Genomic DNA, 20,264 nt, shown 5'->3' with positions numbered 1-20,264 from the left:
CACACTAGAGGCGAACGATGTTCATGCGAAAACTGCAAAGTCGAACCGGATGTTGTTTTCTCAAGTGTAGCCTTTGGCTTGGATTCGTACTGAGTTCGCTTCAAGGAGTATATTCGCAAGAGTTTCATTTTGGTGATGCGAAGATCGATGTAGAACGAGTCCGGCTGAGAACGCTAGATGATCATATTCCGTTCGTGCCGCCAGCAACGCAAGAGAGTTGGCTGACACGCAAGGCGCAGCTACGACGCCAACTCACAGTCGCCTTAGGTTTGGATCCATTGCCTCCGTTGGTACCACTTCGACCGAATGTTTACGGTGAAGTCAAGCAAGAAGGATTCATCGTACGTAAAGTCACTATCGAAACGTTGCCTGGGCTCTTCCTGACTGGATCGCTCTTTCTGCCAGACGTTGATATGAATGCGAAGAAAGTCCCTGCAGTACTTTCGCCGCACGGTCACTGGGACGACGGACGTATGTACAAGGCGAGTGATAAAGAGGTTGCAACGTTACTTGCAACAGGTGCCGAGCGTTTTGAATCTGCTGCTCGAAACCACATTCAAGCGCGATGTATACAGCTTGCTCGGATGGGCTGCGTCGTTTTTGCATACGATATGCTTGGTTATGCTGATTCGCTACAGATTGACCACGAACGTGCGCATCGCTGGGGTGTCGAGCAAGTAAACCCCGAATCAGCTTCATCCAAGCACCTGCTCTTCAGCCCACAAGCTGAAATGTATGGACAATCGGTGTTGGGTATTCAAACGCTGCACGGATTTCGAGCGATCGAGTTCATCAAGTCGCTTGAGTTTGTCGATCCGAGCAAAATTTCAATCACGGGTGCAAGTGGTGGAGGCACGCAGTCGTTTCTGGCTGCCGCACTCAGCGACGAACTTTGCGGTGCTTATCCAGCGGTCATGGTTTCTACTGGCATGCAAGGTGGATGTACTTGTGAAAACGCTCCGCTGCTCCGAATTAATACGGGGAATGTCGAAATCGCGGCTCTCATCGCACCGCGACCTCTAGGATTAACTGCTGCCAATGATTGGACGGTCGATATGCAGCGAGATGGCTTCCCGCAATTACAACAGTTGTATGAATTGGTCGGTGCAAAGGGAAAGGTTGAGCTTTTTCCTGCAACGCACTTTCCTCACAACTTTAATCACGTAAGCCGCGTTGCCATGTACGGCTGGATGAATCGATTGTTTGGTTTGGGACTTGCCGAACCAATACTTGAGCGAGATTTCGATTATATAGAGCGAGCCGATTTGACCGTTTGGGATGACGACCATCCAGTTCCAGAAAAAGGGCTCGCGACAGAAGAAAGGCTCCTGCGCTATTGGCAGGAAACGATCGACGAAACTTTGGGACCGACAGCTCTATCCGCGACCGACAAGAGCGCCCAGCAAAAAGCAGCCACGCAACTGAAAGCAGGTTGGCTGACGCTTACCGACTCTGCTGAATTCTGGAAAAAGGATCTGAAGTTTACTTATGAGTGGGGGCTGGACCAGGAGTCTCCAACGCTTGTTGTGCGAAATGCGATTGGCAATATTGTCGCCAGTGGCAAGCTCAAGTCCAAAAGCTTGCTAAATCGTAAGAACAATGCCGCGGTGCGAGTTGACTGGAATTCCGTAGCCGCGATTTGTTGTAAATTGAGTGATTCTGGAGGCGACGCTGAAGTGGATGGAGAGCTTGAACAAAATACGCTAGCTATCGACTGGAAGATTAAGGATCCACTTCCTGTTGGGTCCGAGGGCGAGAACGAGCAGAGTTTGGTTCCTAACCCACGGCCTGCCGCAGCTTACACTTACGGGTACAACTCGCCGGCGATTCTGCGGAAGGTCGGAGTTCTGTTAGCAATTCTTGACGAACTACACTCGAAGGCGCCTCAAGCGAGTATTGATTTATATTCGCAGAACGCAGAATCATTTGGTTGCTTGACGGCTTGCTTGCGGCGAGAGTCGCTGATTAAGACAGCTTACCTAGACGACAGGGATCGATTTCGTTTTGCCGATATTCAATCAATCCGCGACTCCAGTTTCTTACCGTCGGCGTTGCGATTCCAAGATATGCCAGGTTTGCTAGCAAGTGCGGCATTGCAAAGCGATGTGGTCTTTGACGTGATTGTCGAACAAGAACGGGAAAAGTCCGCTGGAGTGCAAGAATGGCAAGACGTATTTAGCGGGCTGCCAAATGTTACTTTTGTGTCGCCGTAGTAGCTCGCATCCAATATCAGGTTGCAAGAAGTTCTGAAGCGATTGTAAAATTTGCATCTGGGCAAAAATTGTTGATGGCATCCCAAGTTACCGGATTTATCGGTCTTGACATGAAAGTGATGAATTGTCGATAGTCTGGGAGTGCATTTGCTTGTTCCTTGGAACATTTGATCGATTTATCCGCCAGAAAGAACACACGCAGCAGATTTGGTACGGTTGCTGCGTTAGCTACTCGCAGATGCGATGCTGACAGGAACTTTGCGTTAATCTGTCTAGCGTCACAGTATTAGGATGTATATTGTTCTGGAAGATACCTGAGCTTGGGGGAATGAAAATGCAGATTTCGAATAACTTTGGAGTTTCAGCCGCGGAAGCACTTCAAGGTGCAAAGCGAACCAATCAGCCTTCGTTTGCTCAAGCGACGGGCGCCGAATCGCCCCTGCTGAATCCTACAGACCAAGTTGAATTCTCTGCTGAGGCTCAGGCCGTCATGGCTGGCGGCGCTACGGAATCAACCAGTAGGACCGAGCGAATCGCTTCTATCCGTCGTGCAATTGCCGATGGCTCGTATGATACTCCCGAGCGCATGTCGGCAGCACTGGACAAATTTCTAGAAATTCATAGCTAGGTCGCTCATCGAGGGCGATTGATTCTTGGAATCGGACTGGATGTGCGCTACAATGCACTCGGATACAGCTTTCAAGTTCCAGCCCAATTTTTAGGTCACCAATCTAGTGGAAGGCGATTTATCGCTAGCGTCAGAACGTAGAGTGGCTGAAAAACCACTTGCCAGCCTTGATGTGGCATTAACTCCTCTTCAGCGTTTTGAAGAGTATCTCCAAAGTCGTGGGCTGCGAAACACCGACCAACGACGTTTTCTGGTTGAAAAGGTCTTTGAACAGCATCAGCATTTTGATGCCGATCAGTTGATCGACCAGTTGCCTCGTAAGGGACGTGAAAATTACGTATCGCGCCCGACCGTCTATCGAACCTTGAAAGAATTCGTCGATGCCGGACTCTTGCGTAGTTTCGAACTTGATGGACGGGCCGTTTATGAACTCGATTACGGCTATCCTCAGCATGACCACTTGTACTGTACCAAGTGCCAGCGGCTTATCGAATTTCAAAGCGACGAACTGATTGCCATTCGCAACGAAGTCGCCAAGCAGCATCGATTCCGCGTTGCATCGCACCGTCTTACAGTCTACGGCATCTGCGAGGACTGCTCGCGTTCTCGCAGTCGGCAGAGGCGAATGCAGGACCGCGTCTAAAAGCTTTGGGTTCGTACAGCGGCTGACTTAAAGACAGCCGCGTGGAATGTTAGCAGAGCCAGTGAGCGACTACGTAGCAGCGCGGCTCACCTTTAAACGCCAGCCAGTTAGTCGTCATCTTCGCCGATTTCAATTTCGCACGTGACGATGTAGTGATCTGAATAGCGTTTGCGATGTTCGCGAATCGAATCATCGTCGCTTTCAGAACGGAAAACTTTCAATTCCGATTTTTTGAATTCGCCCTGAGATGCGGGAACAAAGATTCGATCGAACGGGGCGCTGCTATATCCTTCACCCCAAGCAGTTGTTGTGCCTTCATCCGCGTCGTTCAAATCATTAAAGCCCGCTTTGATAATGGCTTGAGGGCCTTCATCATCATCCTTCAAGAAATTGAAATCACCCAGAAGGACAATATCTTCGTCGGAAAAATGACTCTTGAGTGCAGCCATTTGTGCGATAAGCGACTCTGCCTCCGCTGCGCGATGTTTTCTGGTCCAATCTTTGTCTTCCGGGTGTTCATCGTTCCGATTGGATTTTAAGTGAGCTGGCACGACGACGACGTCCGTTTTGTTTTCGCCAAATGAAAACTTTACTGCATTCGCACGTCTTTCCCAGAACTTAAGTCCATACGTTTCGTTGGCTCCTACGTCAATGGAGTAGGGCTCGCCTACTTTGGACGCTTTAGCTTTGTTCCAAGCGACTCCGATGTGTTGGCCGCGAATCTGGAACTCTTCAACATCCTCTGGATAGGCTGTTTTCGAAAATAGAATGTACTCCCATTCTTGGTTGTGATCCTTTTTTAGGAGCTCGAAGACTTTGTCAAGCTCCTTGCTGCGTAACGATCCAGTCGAATCGACGCCGATCTCCTCAAGAGCCAGGATGTCGACTTTCGACTGATGGATTCTCTCGGCCAAATCGCTCGGTTTTTGCGGAAGGTCTTTGCCTGGCCTACCGCGCATGTCCGGAAAGCCTAACCACTCGATGTTCCATGCGCCGATGATCGCTTCTTCGGCTTGCACAGCCCGGTTCGAATTTAGATTCATACCTGAAGCGAGAAGTGCCGAGAACGCGACTACAAGATTTTTGAATTTCATAAAGCCGATTTAGCGTTGTAGGAATGGGACCAAGGTTGCAACGCTATTTTAGACGCTCGCCTTATACAGGAAGCCCCAAAATCGAGATTATTGACGTTTACGGATCTCGTCGGCAATTTTTTCCGGGTTGGATACACCATCGACTTTGATTTCTAGATCGTCTTGCCCAGAACTGCTAACGGCCAACAAGCCGACATTCACCAGACGTTGATAAACCGATTGGCGAACCTGGATGTTCCGCACATCCTCGTGCTGAACTTCGGAGGTTTCCTTGGCGAGAAGGCCTCTGGAAAGCCGAGTCCGGTGGCTGGTGATTTCAAGAGTCGTACTCATATTCAAGAACCACCAAATAATCAAGCCTAGCAGACCGAGCACAGCAAGCGTTGCCGAGCCTGCGGGAATCAACTGGTTGGAAAGCGATTGGGCCTGCATGCTCCAAATTCCAAATCCGGTTCCGCCCACCATCATCAACAGCAAGATCAGAAATCGAATGGGATGAGCACGCAGCATGGCTGGATGCGTTTTGATAATCGACTTTTCCTGACCCCGCCGCGATTCTTCCCGTATCGAAGAATCACTGCCTGAATCGAATATCGGACTAGCGAGTGGGGCTTCAATTCGAATTGGACGTTGGCAAGTCGGACAAGCAATTTGATGTCCGAGTTGTTCAAGTTGCACTTCGAAAGCAGAATCGCAGAACGGGCAGCGGAATTTGAGATCTTTCATCAGTTGTTATTTCCAAGGTCCCAAAGTGTGAACTCGACAGCAATCGCCATCATACGCTGATTTCGACCGACAGATTTTGGTTGGTCTCTACTTTTCGCTTAATCGGCACAATGACTTCTTCGTAAAACTCGTGAACTTGTTGGACAGCACGTCCAACAAAATTTTCTGGTTTAGCTAACTCATCAATATTCAGACCCTGAAAGACCTTGTCCTCTTTCAGGCGTTGCAAAAGATCGTTCGGAAGTGCTTCTTGTTTTACCACCGCACCGGCCGCATGCGAGTGTACACGAATCGCTTCGTGCAGTTCCTGACGGTCGCCTCCGACTCTTACACCTTCCATCAAGATCGACTCAGTTGCCATGAAAGGCAGTTCGGCGGCCAGGTTAGTGGCGATCGTTTTAGGGTAAACCACAATGCCCGAGAAGACATTTTGCAACAGCATGAGGCATGCGTCGATCGCCAGGAACGACTGCGGGATTACCAAGCGGCGGTTTGCACTGTCGTCGAGAGTTCGTTCTAGCCATTGCGTTGCTGCGGTCATGGCGGCGGAACTTTGCAAGCTCATCGCGAATCGGGCAAGAGAGCAGATTCGTTCGCAACGCATTGGGTTGCGTTTATACGCCATTGCTGACGAGCCGATTTGGTCCTTCTCAAACGGTTCTTCGATTTCTTTCTCGTGCGCAAGTAGTCGCAAGTCAGTCGCAATTTTGTGAAGGCTTTGACCAATTTGAGACAGACAGTCCAAAACCTGGGCATCGATTTTTCGCGGGTAAGTTTGCCCGGTCACGGCGTACGAAGTAGGAAAACCGATGGCGCTGGCGACTTTTGCTTCAAGTTGTCGTACTGCATCGTGATCGTTGTTGAAAATCTGAAGAAAACTGGCCTGGGTCCCGGTCGTACCTTTTACACTTCTTGCCATCAGATTTTCAAGGCGATGATCCAGTTCGACCAGGTCGAGTACCAGGTCGTAAGCCCACAAAGTCCCACGTTTGCCGACGGTTGTGGGCTGAGCTGGCTGATAGTGCGTATACGCCAAACAAGGTACTTTCGCGAATTCAACGGCCCAATCGGAGATCGCAATGATACAGTTAGTTAAACGCGATCGGATCAGTTGGAGCGCATCTCGCATCATCATCAAGTCGCCATTGTCGGTCACATAGCAACTAGTTGCACCCCAGTGAATGATTCCTTTGGCCGATGGGCATTGGTCACCATAAGCATGCACATGAGCCATCACATCGTGACGCAATCGGCGTTCGTAGTCAGCGGCGACATCAAGATTCAAGTTGTCCTGTTGACTCTCAAGTTCAGCGATTTGTTCGTCGGTTATGGCCAGTCCGAGTTCTTTTTCCGATTTTGCCAAAATAATCCATAACTGACGCCACAGTCGGATGCGGTGCGATTGGCTCCACAAACGAGACATCTCTTTGGAAGCGTAGCGGCTGATTAATGGGTTCGAGTAAACGTCGTCTGTAGTTGGCATGAGTATCGAGAGAGGTTGGAATTTGATCGGAGTACAAAGGGTACAGGCGTGAACCAAGATTGGAACACGTTGATTCAGTAAGTTTTAGCTAATGAAACTCACGGACCTAACCTTTCGATCGTCCATAAATCAGCGTTGCCTTCCTTGCGATAGCGGAATCGATCGTGGAGTCGGGAAGGGCGGCCTTGCCAGAATTCAAACGAATCTGGAAGCACGATCCAGCCTCCCCACGTTTCAGGACATTCTAATTTCGCTGTTCCAGCTGCCACTTTCGCAGCCAAAGCGTCACGGTGAAGTGCGAGATCGTGGTCATTCGGAATAACGCTTGACTGGCTTGAAACGATAGCGCCCATTTGACTCTCGATCGGACGCGACTTGAAGTAGCTCTCCGAAGTGGCGCGGTCGGTCTTAGTCGCTCGCCCTTCGATTCGTACTTGACGCTCGAGCGGGGCCCAAAAAAAATTGATAGCGACGCGGTTATTAGCTTCGATCTGCCGCGATTTTTCCGATTCGTAGCTAGTGAAAAAGACAAAACCACCGTTGCCGAATTCTTTCAGTAGAACAATGCGGCTGGTCACCGATTCCTTGCCAAAGGTCGATAGTGTCATCGCATTTGGCTCGAACCATTCCGGCAGCTCAAGCGTCTTAATGTCATCAAACCAATGACGGAACTGTTCCACAGGCGATTCGGCTAGGTCGGAACGATTGAGCGTGGCTAACTGATAAGAACGGCGAAGATCGCTAGTATTCACGATGGAAATAGGATGTTGCGGGAGTGAAATTGGCAAATTGTCAGGATTTCACGAGTGAAATCGAAAAATCTGAGCAACCACCAAGCTAACAATTTTTTCGAACACGTATACCGCCGATTGAGGCCGAATTTGGCTCTGGCATCAGTTTTGCTGGTGTTGTAAGAAGGTCAGCGTTGACGATCAATTTTGGCAGCGCCGTGATGGGAGTTAACCAAGAGTTATAATTTGCAGTTGAATGCTTTGTCCATTTGAGCGAAATTGCCAATCTGATGAGCAGAATAGTAAATAAAACGACCCGGGACTTCGAATCAAACCGCTTTAACTTGGCTGGAGTCGCACTTGTCGCCGCGCCCATGCTAACGGATGCTCTATTTGGAAGATCTGTCTGCTTGGTTCTTGAGCACGGCGCAGAAGGAAGCGTAGGACTCGTATTGAATCGGGCGATTAATTCCGACGTGAACGAACTGTGGGAGCATCTTACGGAAGGTAAGGACACGGGCTCGTTACCGCCCGGCCATTTGAATTTCGGGGGACCCGTCTCGGGCCCTGTCTTGGCACTTCATGATCAGGAAGGGCTTGCCGACGCAGGCAACGGCCAAGGAATTTATGTGGCTGCTCAAGTTGAAAATCTGAAACAACTGACTACTGTTGCACCGGAACACTACCGTTTGTTCCTCGGCCATGCCGCTTGGAAATCTGGGCAGCTAGAAAACGAAATCGAACAAGGCTTCTGGTATCCTGTGCCGGTGAGCAGCGAATTGGTGTTTTCGCACGAGAGTGACATGTGGCCGATTGGTATTCGCAGCGTCGGACGCGCTGTGATCGCCTCGGTCGTTGGCGCTGATCGCGTTCCTGAGTCACCACTCCTTAATTAAAATTAACGACGAGCCATTTTAAATGCGAATTGGACAGATTGTCCGCGTGTACCCTGAGAAAAAGTTCGGCTTTATCGCTACTGAAAACCTGCGCGAAGACGTCTTTTTCCATTTCAGTGCGGTAGAACAATCTGCGAGACCCGGCGATTGGGAGCCGGGCCAGGAAGTTGAATTCGAACTGAACGAACTTAAGCGTATCGAAGGGGAAGAGTTGCGTGCAACTTTAGTGCAACTCTCTTCTCGTCCTCAATCAGTGAAGATCTCGGAGGGCGGGATCAACCAGTTCTCCCACAAACACCACCCGCGAGCAAAACAGCGTAAGCCAGGTTGGCGATCTCGCGGTGACTCTACGTCCTAAGGACGCCGGCAAAATGAGTGTAGCCGTTGGTTAGGCTTCTTCAGTCGTGGTTTCGGCCGCTTCCTTTGCGCCTTCAAACGCTTCTTTGAAACGGTAGCCAACGCCGCGTACCGTCTCTATCGAGTCAGCCTTGTCATTCAATTTCTTACGGAGCGCCCGGATGTGTACATCGATCGTGCGCTCCAGTACATAAGTGTCTTCACCAAGCGCTGCGTCGATAAGTTCCGTACGGTCAAAAGCACGTCCGGGTTGACGGATCAGCGTATCCAACAGCCGAAACTCGCTCTTGGTCAAATCGATGACTTCCTCATTGATCGTAACGCGATGTCGCAGTCGGTCGACCGTTATTCCCGATTTAGTAACGAGATCGGAATGTGTTTCGGTCTCTCCACTTCGGCGACGCTGCAGCGCCTTGAGTCTTTCTAGCAAGACCTTCACGCTGAATGGTTTTACAACGTAGTCGTCTGCGCCAACCGAATAGCCGACCAATTGGTCCGCTTCTTCGGCTTTTGCTGTCAGCATAATAATGAGCGCCTTGGCCGTTTCTGGATTGGCTCGCAACTTTCTGCAGACATCTAAACCATCATGGACCGGCAACATAACATCAAGCAAGATGATGTCAGGGAGCCTTAAGCGAGCTTGGTCCAAACCGTCCCCACCATCATGCGCTCTGGAAACTTCATAGCCAGACTTGCGGAGGTTGTATTCTAAGATCTCGGCTAGCGAGCGATCATCTTCGACAATCAACACTTTACTTTTTGGCATTGGCTATGTCTTGTGAGAGTGTTCTACGATGGCGAACAATGTCGCCACTAATCATGTAAATGACGTCTTCCGCAATACTCGTGGCATGGTCAGCGATCTGTTCCAGATGGCGAGAAGCCGAGAAGCAATGCAACGCATCCGAGACGGTATCTGAATTGTTCGAGATCGAATTTTCGATCAACTGAATGACTTCTGCATTGATCTCATCCACTTGGTCGTCCGCGGCGAGCACTTTATAAGCCAAGGCGGAGTCACCGTTCACGAATGAATTCATGCTGCTCTTGACCATTTCCCGTACCATATCGGCCATGCTGGAAAGTTGGTCAGGAGTACTAAACCCAGATTTGCCGAGGAGCGATTGTGTGCGTTGGGCAATGTTGCAGGCAAGGTCTGCCATTTGTTCTAGTTCGTTATTAATCTTGAGCATCATCGTGATGCGTCGAAGGTCGGCAGCGACGGGTTGGTGCAATGCGAGCAGTGTCAAACAAAGCTCCTCAATCTGCACTTCGTGTCGGTCGATATTGGAATCGCAAGCAATGACCTGCTGCGCTAGTTCTTGGTTACGTCCGATGAGAGCCTGGACTGCCTGCTCGATCATTTGCTCAACCGAACCCGACAGCTGGATCAACTGGAAATATGCGTTTTTTAAATCTTGGGTGAATTGATTTGCCACTAAAGCCAATCTCCATAAAGTCATAGGGATGCAGCCCGCCAGTGGCATCAATTTGACGCCAAATCTAGTTGCTGTCTGTGAAGAAACCGTTAAAGAAATGTTAAGAAGTCGGTAGGGTTCCGTCGACGATGAACGCCAGGAACGAGACGTATTACCAGACTTTGTGGGTTTTCCGGTCGAAAACTGCGTGAAATTGTTCGCTGAACGATAATCAGAGCCCAAACGCAGCGGCCGATCGGTCGATCGCATGCGGCGGCTTCTCGCTGGCTCGGTAGCTGCGGAGCTTGATCTCAAACGTTGAACCAATGCCCGGCGAGCTTTGGACAGAGACGCTGCCGCCCATCTGCTGGCTTAAGTGCTTTACGATCGCCAAACCAAGCCCCGTACCGCCAGCGTCGATGCTCCGAGCCTTGTCGACCCGATAAAAACGTTCAAAGATTCGGTCGTGCTCTTCAATAGAAATACCCACTCCGCTATCAGCAACGAAGAGCGACGTCCAAGCCCCATCACAGTGGGTTGTCACCGTCACCGTGCCGTTTTCGCGATTGTAGCGGATTGCATTGCTGATCAGGTTGCTGGCGATAGCACGAATCGCTTCCCGATCGCCCCATACGGTCGGTTCCCCAGTCGGGCGCGTAAACTGAAGTGATATGTTTTTGGATTGAGCGATTGCAGCATGCTCGGCAACAACTTCGCTAATCAGATTTCCCAAAGGCACGGAGGTCAGCGTAATTTGGTCCGGTTCGGTATCCAGTTTGGCCAAGTGCAGGAGGTCGTGAATCAAGGCACTAAGCCGTTCAGCCTGCTTCGCAATGCCTTCGACGAACCGTCGATTCGCGTCGGGGTCGTCTAATGCTCCGATGAGCAACGTTTCGGCGTATGCCTGGATGGCAGCAAGCGGCGTCTTTAGCTCGTGGGATACATTGGCGGTAAAGTCTCGCCGCATTGATTCCAGTTTCGTAAGTCGTGTGACGTCGCTGACGAGCAGCAGGACTCCTTGGGACGGCGTTTGCTGGTTTGGTGAATGCGGGTCGGCGAGTGGCGAAACACGCAACCGCAGCAGTCGTCCTTTTCCGTTACCTACATGCTGCACCGACTCGGAAGACTTTCCGCTGGAGCGAGTCTCGGCTACAAGCTGCAAAATTTGTGGCTGACGAATCAACTCGACCAGCGGCTTACCGACGCGCACGGGGCCCGGCATTTCCAACAGGTCGCGACCTGCTTCATTGATCAGCAGCAGTTCCATGTCGGCATCCACTGCCACGAAGCCCTCTTGCATTCCCCGCAACGCATCCGCCGTCCGCGAGCGTTCTTCAAGAAGATGTTGGTAGCGAAATTCGACTAGATGAATTGCGTTCGCCAGCTTTTTGTTAAGTTCATCCCAATGTTCTGGCTGCGATCGCCCCAGGCTGGATTCGCCTAGACGAGGCATGGGTTGGTCAGGCCGACGCTGAGCAACTTCATCGGCCCAAGGCGAAAATCGCGACATGAGTTTTTCGTATTGAGATTGCATCGACCGGGTCGCGAGCCAGATCGCTACAAAGCCTCCCAGCGATACCAGGAAGAAAGTAAGAGTCCCCCAGCCATCATCGAACGGTATATCTTTGCGAAGCAATCTTCCGGATGGCACCTGTTGTCGTTGTGAGAATTGGATAGCGACGACGAACGCGAGAAAAAGTCCCCATGCGAGAAACAGGCGATTATGGATGTAGGAGGTGCTTACCCAGCGACTCATGGCTGCCCCAGCATCTGAGTGTGGATTGCGTGGATATGCATAATTTTCGTGAAAGCTCAGACTTCAGATACGTGCGGAAAGAATCGTTTCGACAAGAGAATGAGGATGTTGATACGATGCCGTGCAGAACGCAATTGGCAATCGAAAAATAATACAGGCAATCGCAGAAAATTAATGCCGAATCAGGAATGAACACATGGCCAGAGGCGGGCTCGAACCGCCAGCACACGGATTCTAGGTCGTGAGCGTATCGGATCTGGCATTGGAAATATAGGACGCATCGCCAAGTCGACAAGTGATTATGCTGGAAATGGTTTTATCGCCGTCGCAATCAAGCGTCACTGCTTACATACCGCAACCAAGGCAAAACGCACTTGTGTAGAAATCGCAAAGGTCGAAAAATTGCGGGAGCATAAGACGGTTCCTTCGAATACCAGGATGTGATAGGGGCTCGATCGCTTTGACCAGTTCGCTTTTCAGCCTCAAGAAGCTCTCTTATTTCGCGACTGCCGAGAGCTACAGCCGAACGGCAAAGACCGCGGGAACCTCCAGCGTGCCCACGGTACGAGAGCCGCCATTCTTGGTGCGTTAAGTTTGCAACAATCCTGCGTTGAGCACACCAAATACGATATTTGATGAACAATCGGAACATTACCAGTCCTGGGTTCGATAGCTCTCCAATGGAGCTGTGCTCAGTACCAACCGAACGTTCTTCATTCGTGAAAGCTCAGAGGTTCGATCGACCCTGCGGTAGCCGTCAAAGGTTTTTAAGTAAGCATTCTGATTTACGCCTAAGCCCGTGTGCCAAAAAGACTTTCACCCAATGACTTGGAGCTACCGAACGGCTTCCGTCCTGGAAATTTCCAGAATCGCCGCCATGGCCATCGCGAGCCCAGTTAGAATAATCATGCATCGAATTACTCCGGTCAAACCTTGAATTCAGGATCGTCATTCCTGAACGCGAAATTCCAACGCATTACCAAGACCAAGACTTGTTACTCATCACAAACACTCGATATGAATATTGCAAAACCGCTACTCGTACCAATATGCCTGGTTGCAGTTCTTTCAGTAAACTGCATGGCGCAATCGCCAAGTGATGCTGTTACCAACTACTTCTCCGCACTTAAAAAAGGCGACGAGAAGGAATTGGCATCTTTACTTGAGTCCACCAGCAGGGACAGGCTTGGCAGGGCAATCACCACCATTTCTGAAATTCTTCTCGACCGCAAAGATAACTACTTTTTACCAATTGTTTTTAATGAGACCCCGTCAAAACAGATGATCGCTACATTGAAACCTTCAGTGGCATGCGCTCAATTCCTTCTCGCGATCGAACGTCAAAAAAATTCATCTTTTGTCAGCTTCTCCGATCCAAAAATCATTGGTGAGGTTAAAGAAACTGACGAAATAACACACGTTGTTTACAGGCTTGACTACTCGGCCGAAATTCCAAGGGTGGACGCATCGACTGCACTCATGGTTTCATGTCAACTTGAAAATGGGGAATGGCGAATTTGCGTCAGCAACGAAACGATGGCACAATATTATCAGCTCATTAGCGAAGCGATGGAACGGACGTCTCCTGACAACAATCAGAAGTAGTTGCAGATTATCTATATGGCCTTTAAGTCAACGGTCGTTTGTTTTGCCATCCAGTAAGGTTCACTGCAGAACAAACGTTCTGCGTTTTCGACAGATGCAAGTTCCGAAAGTCACGCCGGCCGATGTCAACAAGCCTCATGAATGATTGCGCCCGAGCAAACGCGTAAACAGGTGTTGTCCCGATAACCTGGAGCAACTGATGGGTAGAATTGCCAATTCAATCGCGGGAATTTGCAAAATCGCCGCCACGACAATCGCCACCCCAGATAGAATAATCGTGTAGCGAAATACACCGATCATACCGCGAGTTTCGGTTCGTCATTTCTGAATGCAAATCTCCTGCGCAAGTCGCAAGCGAATAGTTGTTATCGCAGAAAATTGAATGAAACGTTTTCGCTATTCTCTCCGATTCTTGCTTGTGATTGTCCTCGTATGTTCGGTCGTTTGCGGTATAGCGATGCAGGTTCGATCGCGTGAATCAGTTCAATTCATGTCCTCGGTGGTGTTTGACGCTGTGGATTCATCCGCGATCGACGCTTATGTTCAATCCCTAAGTGATTTGGGAATGGACACATATCGAATCTGAGTCTGGCGATTTGTTGATTGTCGGAACCGTAAACGAGTCCTCGGGTATTGTGACTGTCACTTTGCGTAAAAGAGAAAATCGATGCGATTTAACTGGTCGCTGGGAAGGAAGCTTTGGGATTATTGGTATGATGAATCGCTATCGACAACGAGACCTAAGTGAATATTTGCGCTGCAGGTACGTTGCTCCCTGGATCACGCTGATTGATGCGAAAAAGCTATAATAAAGGGTTGCAGACCAAGCCCCCTATCAGACGTTTTGACCTGAGTTGAGTCAATTGCTCAGTCTCGCTGAACTCAGTTATTCTCCCTTCAAATACCATGCTAGTCACGATTGAACGAAAGAGACTTGATCCGAATCGGCTCTACGGCGTTATTGTCAGTGAGTCTGAGCAGCTCATTTGCCTTCATCGAATGATCGACTTTCAGTTCGACGGCTATACCTTCATACGTAAAAAGGACGTAACCAGCCGCACTTTTGACACGCCATCTCACAAATACAATGAATCGTTGATGCGAAAAGAAGGCTTTTGGGTAAAACCTGACCGATTCGTTCAGCGGTTGATCATCGAATCGTGGGAAACAACTATTACCGCATTAATTGGCAAACCGGTCTTGGTGGAAAACGAGAATAAATCAGCTCATTGCTGGGTTGGTATCGTCGATGCGTGCATTCGAACGATTGCTACCATACACTGTTTTGATAGTTTGGGAGTGTTCGACGACGATGTTGATCGAATTCCACTTCGGTCGGTAACATCGATGCAATACGCCGACAGATACACACAAACACATTACAAGCACCTAAAAACTGGGTAGAACAAAGCGTTGAACACGAAGTCGCAGATCGGGCGGCTTTGAACTGAAATTTTTTTTGCCGCGCCCGGTCAATGCGGCTGCTATCGGGAATGGTGAGTCGCAGCGGATGGAGAACGTATCTACCATTTTTCAGTTCTACCGCGAACACGCGCGTCATCTACGAAACACTGCCTTTACAACGTTGCACAATAATAGCTGGGACGTCTCCTCCGATTTTGATGACGTAAATGCGATCCTATTTGATCGGCTCGTACTCAACAGAATTCCAACCCTATCCTATGAAACAGCACTAAAGTGGCAGGGAAACGACGCTTTTCTGATTGAGGCGTCAGGCGGTGGGTTCCGTGCGATGATTTCGAGAGGCAAGGGCGCGACCGGTTATTGGGACCATCCAATCGAGATTCTAATGAAAGGTGATGCAAAAATCGCGTTTCAGAGATTTTTTGATTGGGATGAACTGGGACTAATCGATTTCCGGTACGCCTATGGCATAATTCGCGGATCAACACGTTTTCCCCAGCTAATCGATCATCATGTGCTCGTCGCGATGGACAGCGTCGAGATTTTCGTGAACCCAGAGATTCTACCGGCAGAAATGTCTGATAACGAACCGATTCAAAACCGGTCGGATCCTTTTTCAGACTGAAAATGCCAGGTGAGCATCCCAGCGGCCGGAATGCGGATTGGATATAGTTTCTGGAATCGCGATGGCAGTTCGCTATCGCATCTGGGCACTCTAGGCTTGCATCCAATGAAGATCGAAAGACTGTTATGCTTGGCGGTTGTGATTTGTTTCGGGTTCAATGTGCAACGTGTACAAGGTGACGTGATACTCACGCAACGCGAATCTAACCTGGGCGTTGCCTTCCAGTTTGGATTCGTCGGAGGTGTGAACACGGGCTTATATTCGCAGACGGAAACTTCGACGAACAGCAACTTCATCATGACGCTGAGCGGTAGTGACAGCGGCGAAGGACCGCTTGGCGACACGGCCTGGATCGCGAACTACAACTTTACCGTCGATCAAGGGATCGAAGCTTCGAACAATCGAATCGCTGCCTACGGAAGTACTTCGCTGTTCGCGTTTCGCGGCGATGAAGGGGTTTCGATCCTAACATCGCAGCCCGGTAGCAGTATTGTGTTGCAGTTCCAGAACACACACATGGGCAAGTTCAATGTGAGCGGATCCCTAACAAGCGGCACACGTTTTCTGATGGAGCAATTTGACAACGGCGTCTGGAGCGAACTTTCAAACCAAGCCGGTATCTCCCCCTTTAACCAACAGCTTGTTTTGCCGGTAGGTTTGTTTCGATTGTCAGCAGGCGGAGAAACCTCTACGGAAGGGTTCTCGGCTGGCGAAGCTTGGTCATTTGAAGTCACCGCTATACCGGAGCCCAGCTTAGTCTTGTTGCTTGCTACGGGAATAGGTGCTGCAATTGTCCGACGCAGGCCCGGTCGGGAGCAAACGAACAACGCTGCAAGGCGTGCGGGAGTACGGACTACCGAGCGGTAGAATCGCCCAGTCAATCGCGGAAATTTCCTGATTCGTCGCCATGCCAATCGCCACCCGGGTAGAATATTCATACATCGAATGACTCCGATCAAGCCGTGAATTCAAGATCGTCATACCCGAATTCGATTATCCTGCGCAAGGCGCAGACTAATAATTGTTCGCAGGAGAAGATTATGCGTTATCTACTATTGCTGATTTCTACGCTCTTGGTATTGACGATTGCCGATAACGCAAGGTCAGAGATCTATTTGAATTCTGGATACGGTATCTCAATAGAGATTCCTGATGATTGGCAGGTCGTTGAATCCGCAAAGCTCGATATTGATCTCAAGACGCTGACTTTTGATCAACTTTCAGAACTGTCTCGTGCATATCGAGAGGGAAATGGGATATTGAAGCTACAGAAGAAATCAGGAGAGGATGTAATCGTTGTGAATATTGCCTTCTCACCATCGCGAAATGTAAAAAGAACAACCGATGTGGCAAAGTCATGGCAACAGGAAGACCGTGAGACAATAATAGAACCCACTGAACTTAAAATTGGCAATGTTAGCGCGGGTTATTTGGTCCAGAAGATTGGCGGAAACTATCCGATGTACTGGCATCAATTGATCATTCCGCGCACCAGATCCTACGTAACAGTGATCGCTCAATTCCCGGTTGGTAGTGCTGAATCGCAGCAGAAGGAATTAGAGTCACTGTTTAGTACGTGGAATGCTGATCTGGCTGCCGACAAACCTGACTAAGTACCCGAATAATGCGTTGCACCGGAGACGTGTAGATGGTCTTTTGGTGAAATTGGTTTTATCGCCGTGTCTCGGTGAACGCGAGTGTAATCCCGCAAGAGTCCGCTATGCCGCACAATGCTGCGAAGTTCAGTTCTGCTTACATCTCCATCGATTTGATGCGGGAGTTCATCGAGGCGTTGCCATCGATAATGCGTGAAATTTACGGAAATCGGAATCTGACCGTCTGTTACGGATGGGGGAGTAAGTTACATGCGGAATTGTGGTTCAAGCCGATGGGTGTCCCGCTGGATGCGTTCCTATACTTTATTGAGGATTCGACTGAACATGGCATTTTCGAAATTGGTGGCTCTGACTTGTTTATTGTATCTCCCGACTCAAACCTTCGTATCATGATTTGCCACGACTCAGACATTCATCTCGACGGTGCAGACGACGATGCCATAAACAAGTTCGTTGTAAGGTTTCCTCAACTAGATTTCCGAACAGCCGACGATTGGAAAGCCGTAAACCAAAATCGAGCAGACGCAGAACTGCCGACAAGCGAGGAATAGCCAATCGTTGGACGCGGAGCCGCCGTACGCGTCGTTCATGAAGACAATGTTGATTGGCGGCGGCCCGTTCAACACAAGTGTTCGGCCATCAGAAAGGATGCGTTATTCAATCATGAAGCTGCCTGTCACTATCATCGTTTTCGAGATTGTGTTAGCACTACTGTTGATTCTCGGACCAATGAACGCTCGGGGCGACGAAAGCAAGTCACGTCCCGTGTCCGACCATGTGTGTGCTAAGCTCGAGGCACTGTTTAAGAAGCACTATCCAGAAGCAACCTTTGAAAACCACGGTGTCAACGGCATTCACTTCGAATATGAGGTCTCGACGTTTGAATTCCCCCATAATGGATCCAAGGGTGCAAAACGTGAAGCTGAGAAGCAGCGGGGTCCGAAAAGGCGTGGAATTCTTTGCAGCGTCTTTTCGCATCCAGGGCCCTATATGGGACAGCTCGCACTGTCACCTGCTGCCAAAGGCAAGGTCGCGGAGTATTTGAAAGATCGAAAGGAGTACAAACAACTGCTCATGGCCCCGTATTCTCAGAGGTCGGACGTGCATATGTGGGTTGCCTTGTCGTTTCCGCCCGACGTTGATGAAGCGTTCCTGGAAGATTTTCGTCAGATCATGACGGACTTTGAAAGACATCCCGAGTGAAACACCGAACCAAACGGAGAAAGCGTAGTGCAAGAAGTGGCGGACGAAACGTTTGTCGCTATAAGGTTCTATTGTGAAATTCCCAATGCGGCAGCAGAACTTGTGTTACGCAAGGCAATAAACAGAATCGCATCGGATCCACTGCTTGTTACTCATGGAGTGATTGACTTTGGGACTTTCACTGAACTGCGAATAGTACTAAATGCTGATGAGCCAGAACCTGTCTGGTCGGCATTGCTGAAAGAAATTTACGACAATCCCGCCTGTTCAGACTTCACCAATTCTTGCCGCTCGTTTGTGTGGTGGTCGGGAGCAGACGCCCTTCACGATAAAGTTACCATTCACTATGGCTATTGTGCTGAATCCGATCGTTCTGCATGGCAGATGAAGCGAATTACTTGCAACAAATGTGGCGGGCGATTTAATGAGTATAGTCTGTCCTGGGAGCCCGTATGCCCCTATTGCAAAATTGCTTTCATTAGGGAAGTGTGACATACACCTAAGCGAATGCCATTCGAGCGCGGGAATTTTCAAAATCGCCCCCATGACGATCGCCACCTCAGGTAGAATAATCGAGCATCGAATTACTCCGATCAAACCGTGAATTCAGGATCGCCATTCTTGAATGCGAATTTACTCGACATGGCGCAGACCAATAGTTGTTCTGCAAGTAACTAATTATGACGCCCCAAGGTCGTGATGATTCTGGTTATCGACCAGTGCGAACGTGGATAACCGTGGCAATGTACACTTGCGTAGCTGCAATCATCATCGGGCTTTTCATTCCGAGCAATCTGGCGTACTTGAAATTTGTAGTTCCTCATTCGATGTTCCTTATTGCATTTCTGTCGCAGTATCTAATGGTTTTCATCTACCCCGACGACAAGCCAAATAAGACGCTTTGCAAAAATGTTTGCATCAGCGTGTTCTTAATTTGGATGCTCTTTCCGATCTCTGCCGCCATGAACGCGTGGGGATTTGCAATTGGCTTGTACGATCCGATTCAAAATGACGCATATCCACACTCGATCGCCCATTGGTGGACTGGAATCGTTTCGCAGATCGCAATTGGCGTCGCAATGACAACAGTATACTTCCGTAAATCAGTTCTCGTTGCGAACGGCGGATGGGCCCCCAGATACTTCTGCGCATCATGGGGCATCCAGTTGTTTGCATGGCTTGCGTGGGGATTGGGGCCGAAGTGGTAGATAACGGCATAACGAATGGTTGCGTGCGATTTTCGCGATCAGCTGTTGCGACTTGCGTTGAGTCATCTGCTCGGACTCGCCGAATCCTGACGTTCTGCCATTCAAATCGGCATTTACATCAAATATTCAATCCAATACGGTTGCTTCCCGGTAAACTGGAAGACCGTTATGAAAAAATGCATGCTATCTATTTTGGTTTTGAGTCTTACGGGCTGCGGCACCGTGTGTAACCTTTCATCGGTGCCTACAATAAGCAAACATCCACAAATTCTCCCTCCCAAGCTGATTTACGGTGGTGTCAAAGCAGATTGTGAGGACATAGGGCGAGCTATTTCTGACATAAAACTCACGCCAAACTCGCGGAGAAACGTTGCAGCGAATGCGTGCCTGTCAACGATGAGAGCCATCGACATCCCCTTCTCGCTCGCTGCCGATACAATTACATTGCCGATAACCGTGCCCGCAGGTATCGACCGTGCTATTGCTGACTACTATTACCCAAATCAGACTCAAAGCCAAGCAGATGAAGCAACGGCTGACTCGAAACTCTGACAAAGTCGAGGTAGTGCAACACGTTGCACCGAAACTTCACTCGTATATCTTGAAGTACAAGGCTTGCTGGTCGTGCTTGGTAACG

General features: G+C 49.5%; 22 protein-coding genes. 15 read left to right on the top strand and 7 right to left on the bottom strand.

What is annotated here, in order from left to right; translation table 11 throughout:
• The first annotated feature begins 17 nt into the window (after nt 1-17).
• From SH451x_RS23635 to SH451x_RS23625, 3 genes are all read left to right on the top strand, one after another.
• Complete coding sequence (locus tag SH451x_RS23635; protein WP_479359728.1) at nt 18-2,213, top strand: alpha/beta hydrolase family protein; 2,196 nt, start codon at nt 18-20, stop codon at nt 2,211-2,213.
• A 334-nt stretch (nt 2,214-2,547) separates the two neighbouring features.
• On the top strand, nt 2,548-2,841 hold the full coding sequence (locus SH451x_RS23630; RefSeq protein ID WP_479359727.1) for a flagellar biosynthesis anti-sigma factor FlgM: 294 nt from the start codon (nt 2,548-2,550) through the stop codon (nt 2,839-2,841).
• Nucleotides 2,842-2,983: 142 nt separating this feature from the next.
• Complete coding sequence (locus SH451x_RS23625; RefSeq protein ID WP_479359726.1) at nt 2,984-3,484, top strand: Fur family transcriptional regulator; 501 nt, start codon at nt 2,984-2,986, stop codon at nt 3,482-3,484.
• A gap of 107 nt (nt 3,485-3,591) precedes the next feature.
• Here SH451x_RS23625 and SH451x_RS23620 read toward each other — a convergent pair whose 3' ends face one another.
• The 4 genes from SH451x_RS23620 to pdxH all read right to left on the bottom strand — a co-directional run bounded on the left by SH451x_RS23620 (nt 3,592) and on the right by pdxH (nt 7,575).
• Entirely contained in the window at nt 3,592-4,578 is a 987-nt protein-coding gene (locus tag SH451x_RS23620; protein WP_479359724.1) for an endonuclease/exonuclease/phosphatase family protein, read from the bottom strand.
• Between the two features lie 87 nt (nt 4,579-4,665).
• Nucleotides 4,666-5,304, bottom strand: coding sequence for a PH domain-containing protein (locus tag SH451x_RS23615; protein WP_479359723.1), 639 nt, complete (start codon nt 5,302-5,304; stop codon nt 4,666-4,668).
• A gap of 49 nt (nt 5,305-5,353) precedes the next feature.
• Nucleotides 5,354-6,787, bottom strand: a complete 1,434-nt coding sequence (gene purB, locus SH451x_RS23610; protein ID WP_479359722.1) for an adenylosuccinate lyase — start codon at nt 6,785-6,787, stop codon at nt 5,354-5,356.
• 98 nt (nt 6,788-6,885) lie between these two features.
• Complete coding sequence (gene pdxH, locus SH451x_RS23605; protein WP_479359721.1) at nt 6,886-7,575, bottom strand: pyridoxamine 5'-phosphate oxidase; 690 nt, start codon at nt 7,573-7,575, stop codon at nt 6,886-6,888.
• A gap of 233 nt (nt 7,576-7,808) precedes the next feature.
• On the opposite strand from pdxH, the gene SH451x_RS23600 reads away from it, so the two are divergent.
• Nucleotides 7,809-8,414, top strand: coding sequence for a YqgE/AlgH family protein (locus SH451x_RS23600; RefSeq protein WP_479359720.1), 606 nt, complete (start codon nt 7,809-7,811; stop codon nt 8,412-8,414).
• Between the two features lie 22 nt (nt 8,415-8,436).
• The gene (locus SH451x_RS23595; protein WP_479359719.1) at nt 8,437-8,772 is read left to right on the top strand and encodes a cold-shock protein; all 336 of its coding nucleotides are present in this window, start codon (nt 8,437-8,439) and stop codon (nt 8,770-8,772) included.
• Between the two features lie 30 nt (nt 8,773-8,802).
• On the opposite strand, the gene SH451x_RS23590 is transcribed toward SH451x_RS23595, so the two are convergent.
• From SH451x_RS23590 to SH451x_RS23580, 3 genes are all read right to left on the bottom strand, one after another.
• Complete coding sequence (locus SH451x_RS23590; protein WP_479359717.1) at nt 8,803-9,537, bottom strand: response regulator; 735 nt, start codon at nt 9,535-9,537, stop codon at nt 8,803-8,805.
• Nucleotides 9,524-10,210 (bottom strand): phosphate signaling complex protein PhoU, encoded by a 687-nt coding sequence (phoU, locus tag SH451x_RS23585; protein WP_479359716.1) that lies wholly within the window; start codon nt 10,208-10,210, stop codon nt 9,524-9,526. The genes SH451x_RS23590 and phoU overlap by 14 nt, the downstream gene beginning before the upstream one ends.
• A gap of 211 nt (nt 10,211-10,421) precedes the next feature.
• A complete protein-coding gene (locus tag SH451x_RS23580) occupies nt 10,422-11,945 on the bottom strand; it encodes a sensor histidine kinase (protein WP_479359715.1) in 1,524 nt (507 codons plus the stop codon).
• 1,017 nt (nt 11,946-12,962) lie between these two features.
• On the opposite strand from SH451x_RS23580, the gene SH451x_RS23575 reads away from it, so the two are divergent.
• The 10 genes from SH451x_RS23575 (at nt 12,963) to SH451x_RS23530 (ending at nt 20,179) form a co-directional block, all read left to right on the top strand.
• A complete protein-coding gene (locus tag SH451x_RS23575; protein ID WP_479359713.1) occupies nt 12,963-13,550 on the top strand; it encodes a hypothetical protein in 588 nt (195 codons plus the stop codon).
• A gap of 906 nt (nt 13,551-14,456) precedes the next feature.
• The gene (locus tag SH451x_RS23570) at nt 14,457-14,954 is read left to right on the top strand and encodes a hypothetical protein (protein ID WP_479359712.1); all 498 of its coding nucleotides are present in this window, start codon (nt 14,457-14,459) and stop codon (nt 14,952-14,954) included.
• A 55-nt stretch (nt 14,955-15,009) separates the two neighbouring features.
• Nucleotides 15,010-15,600 (top strand): hypothetical protein, encoded by a 591-nt coding sequence (locus SH451x_RS23565; protein WP_479359711.1) that lies wholly within the window; start codon nt 15,010-15,012, stop codon nt 15,598-15,600.
• A gap of 9 nt (nt 15,601-15,609) precedes the next feature.
• The gene (locus tag SH451x_RS23560; RefSeq protein ID WP_479359710.1) at nt 15,610-16,467 is read left to right on the top strand and encodes a PEP-CTERM sorting domain-containing protein; all 858 of its coding nucleotides are present in this window, start codon (nt 15,610-15,612) and stop codon (nt 16,465-16,467) included.
• A 173-nt stretch (nt 16,468-16,640) separates the two neighbouring features.
• A complete protein-coding gene (locus SH451x_RS23555) occupies nt 16,641-17,213 on the top strand; it encodes a hypothetical protein (protein WP_479359709.1) in 573 nt (190 codons plus the stop codon).
• 107 nt (nt 17,214-17,320) lie between these two features.
• On the top strand, nt 17,321-17,767 hold the full coding sequence (locus SH451x_RS23550; RefSeq protein WP_479359708.1) for a hypothetical protein: 447 nt from the start codon (nt 17,321-17,323) through the stop codon (nt 17,765-17,767).
• A gap of 37 nt (nt 17,768-17,804) precedes the next feature.
• Complete coding sequence (locus SH451x_RS23545) at nt 17,805-18,419, top strand: hypothetical protein (protein ID WP_479359706.1); 615 nt, start codon at nt 17,805-17,807, stop codon at nt 18,417-18,419.
• A gap of 27 nt (nt 18,420-18,446) precedes the next feature.
• Nucleotides 18,447-18,911: a hypothetical protein gene (locus SH451x_RS23540; protein ID WP_479359705.1), complete on the top strand. Its 465-nt coding sequence runs from the start codon at nt 18,447-18,449 to the stop codon at nt 18,909-18,911.
• A gap of 188 nt (nt 18,912-19,099) precedes the next feature.
• A complete protein-coding gene (locus tag SH451x_RS23535) occupies nt 19,100-19,627 on the top strand; it encodes a hypothetical protein (protein ID WP_479359703.1) in 528 nt (175 codons plus the stop codon).
• Between the two features lie 168 nt (nt 19,628-19,795).
• Nucleotides 19,796-20,179, top strand: coding sequence for a YceK/YidQ family lipoprotein (locus SH451x_RS23530; RefSeq protein ID WP_479359702.1), 384 nt, complete (start codon nt 19,796-19,798; stop codon nt 20,177-20,179).
• Nucleotides 20,180-20,264 lie beyond the last annotated feature (85 nt).

It is taken from the genome of Njordella aestuarii, from assembly GCF_056494165.1.
The sequence above is the reverse complement of the archived record's forward strand: the minus strand, read 5'-3'. Positions and strand labels throughout refer to the sequence as shown.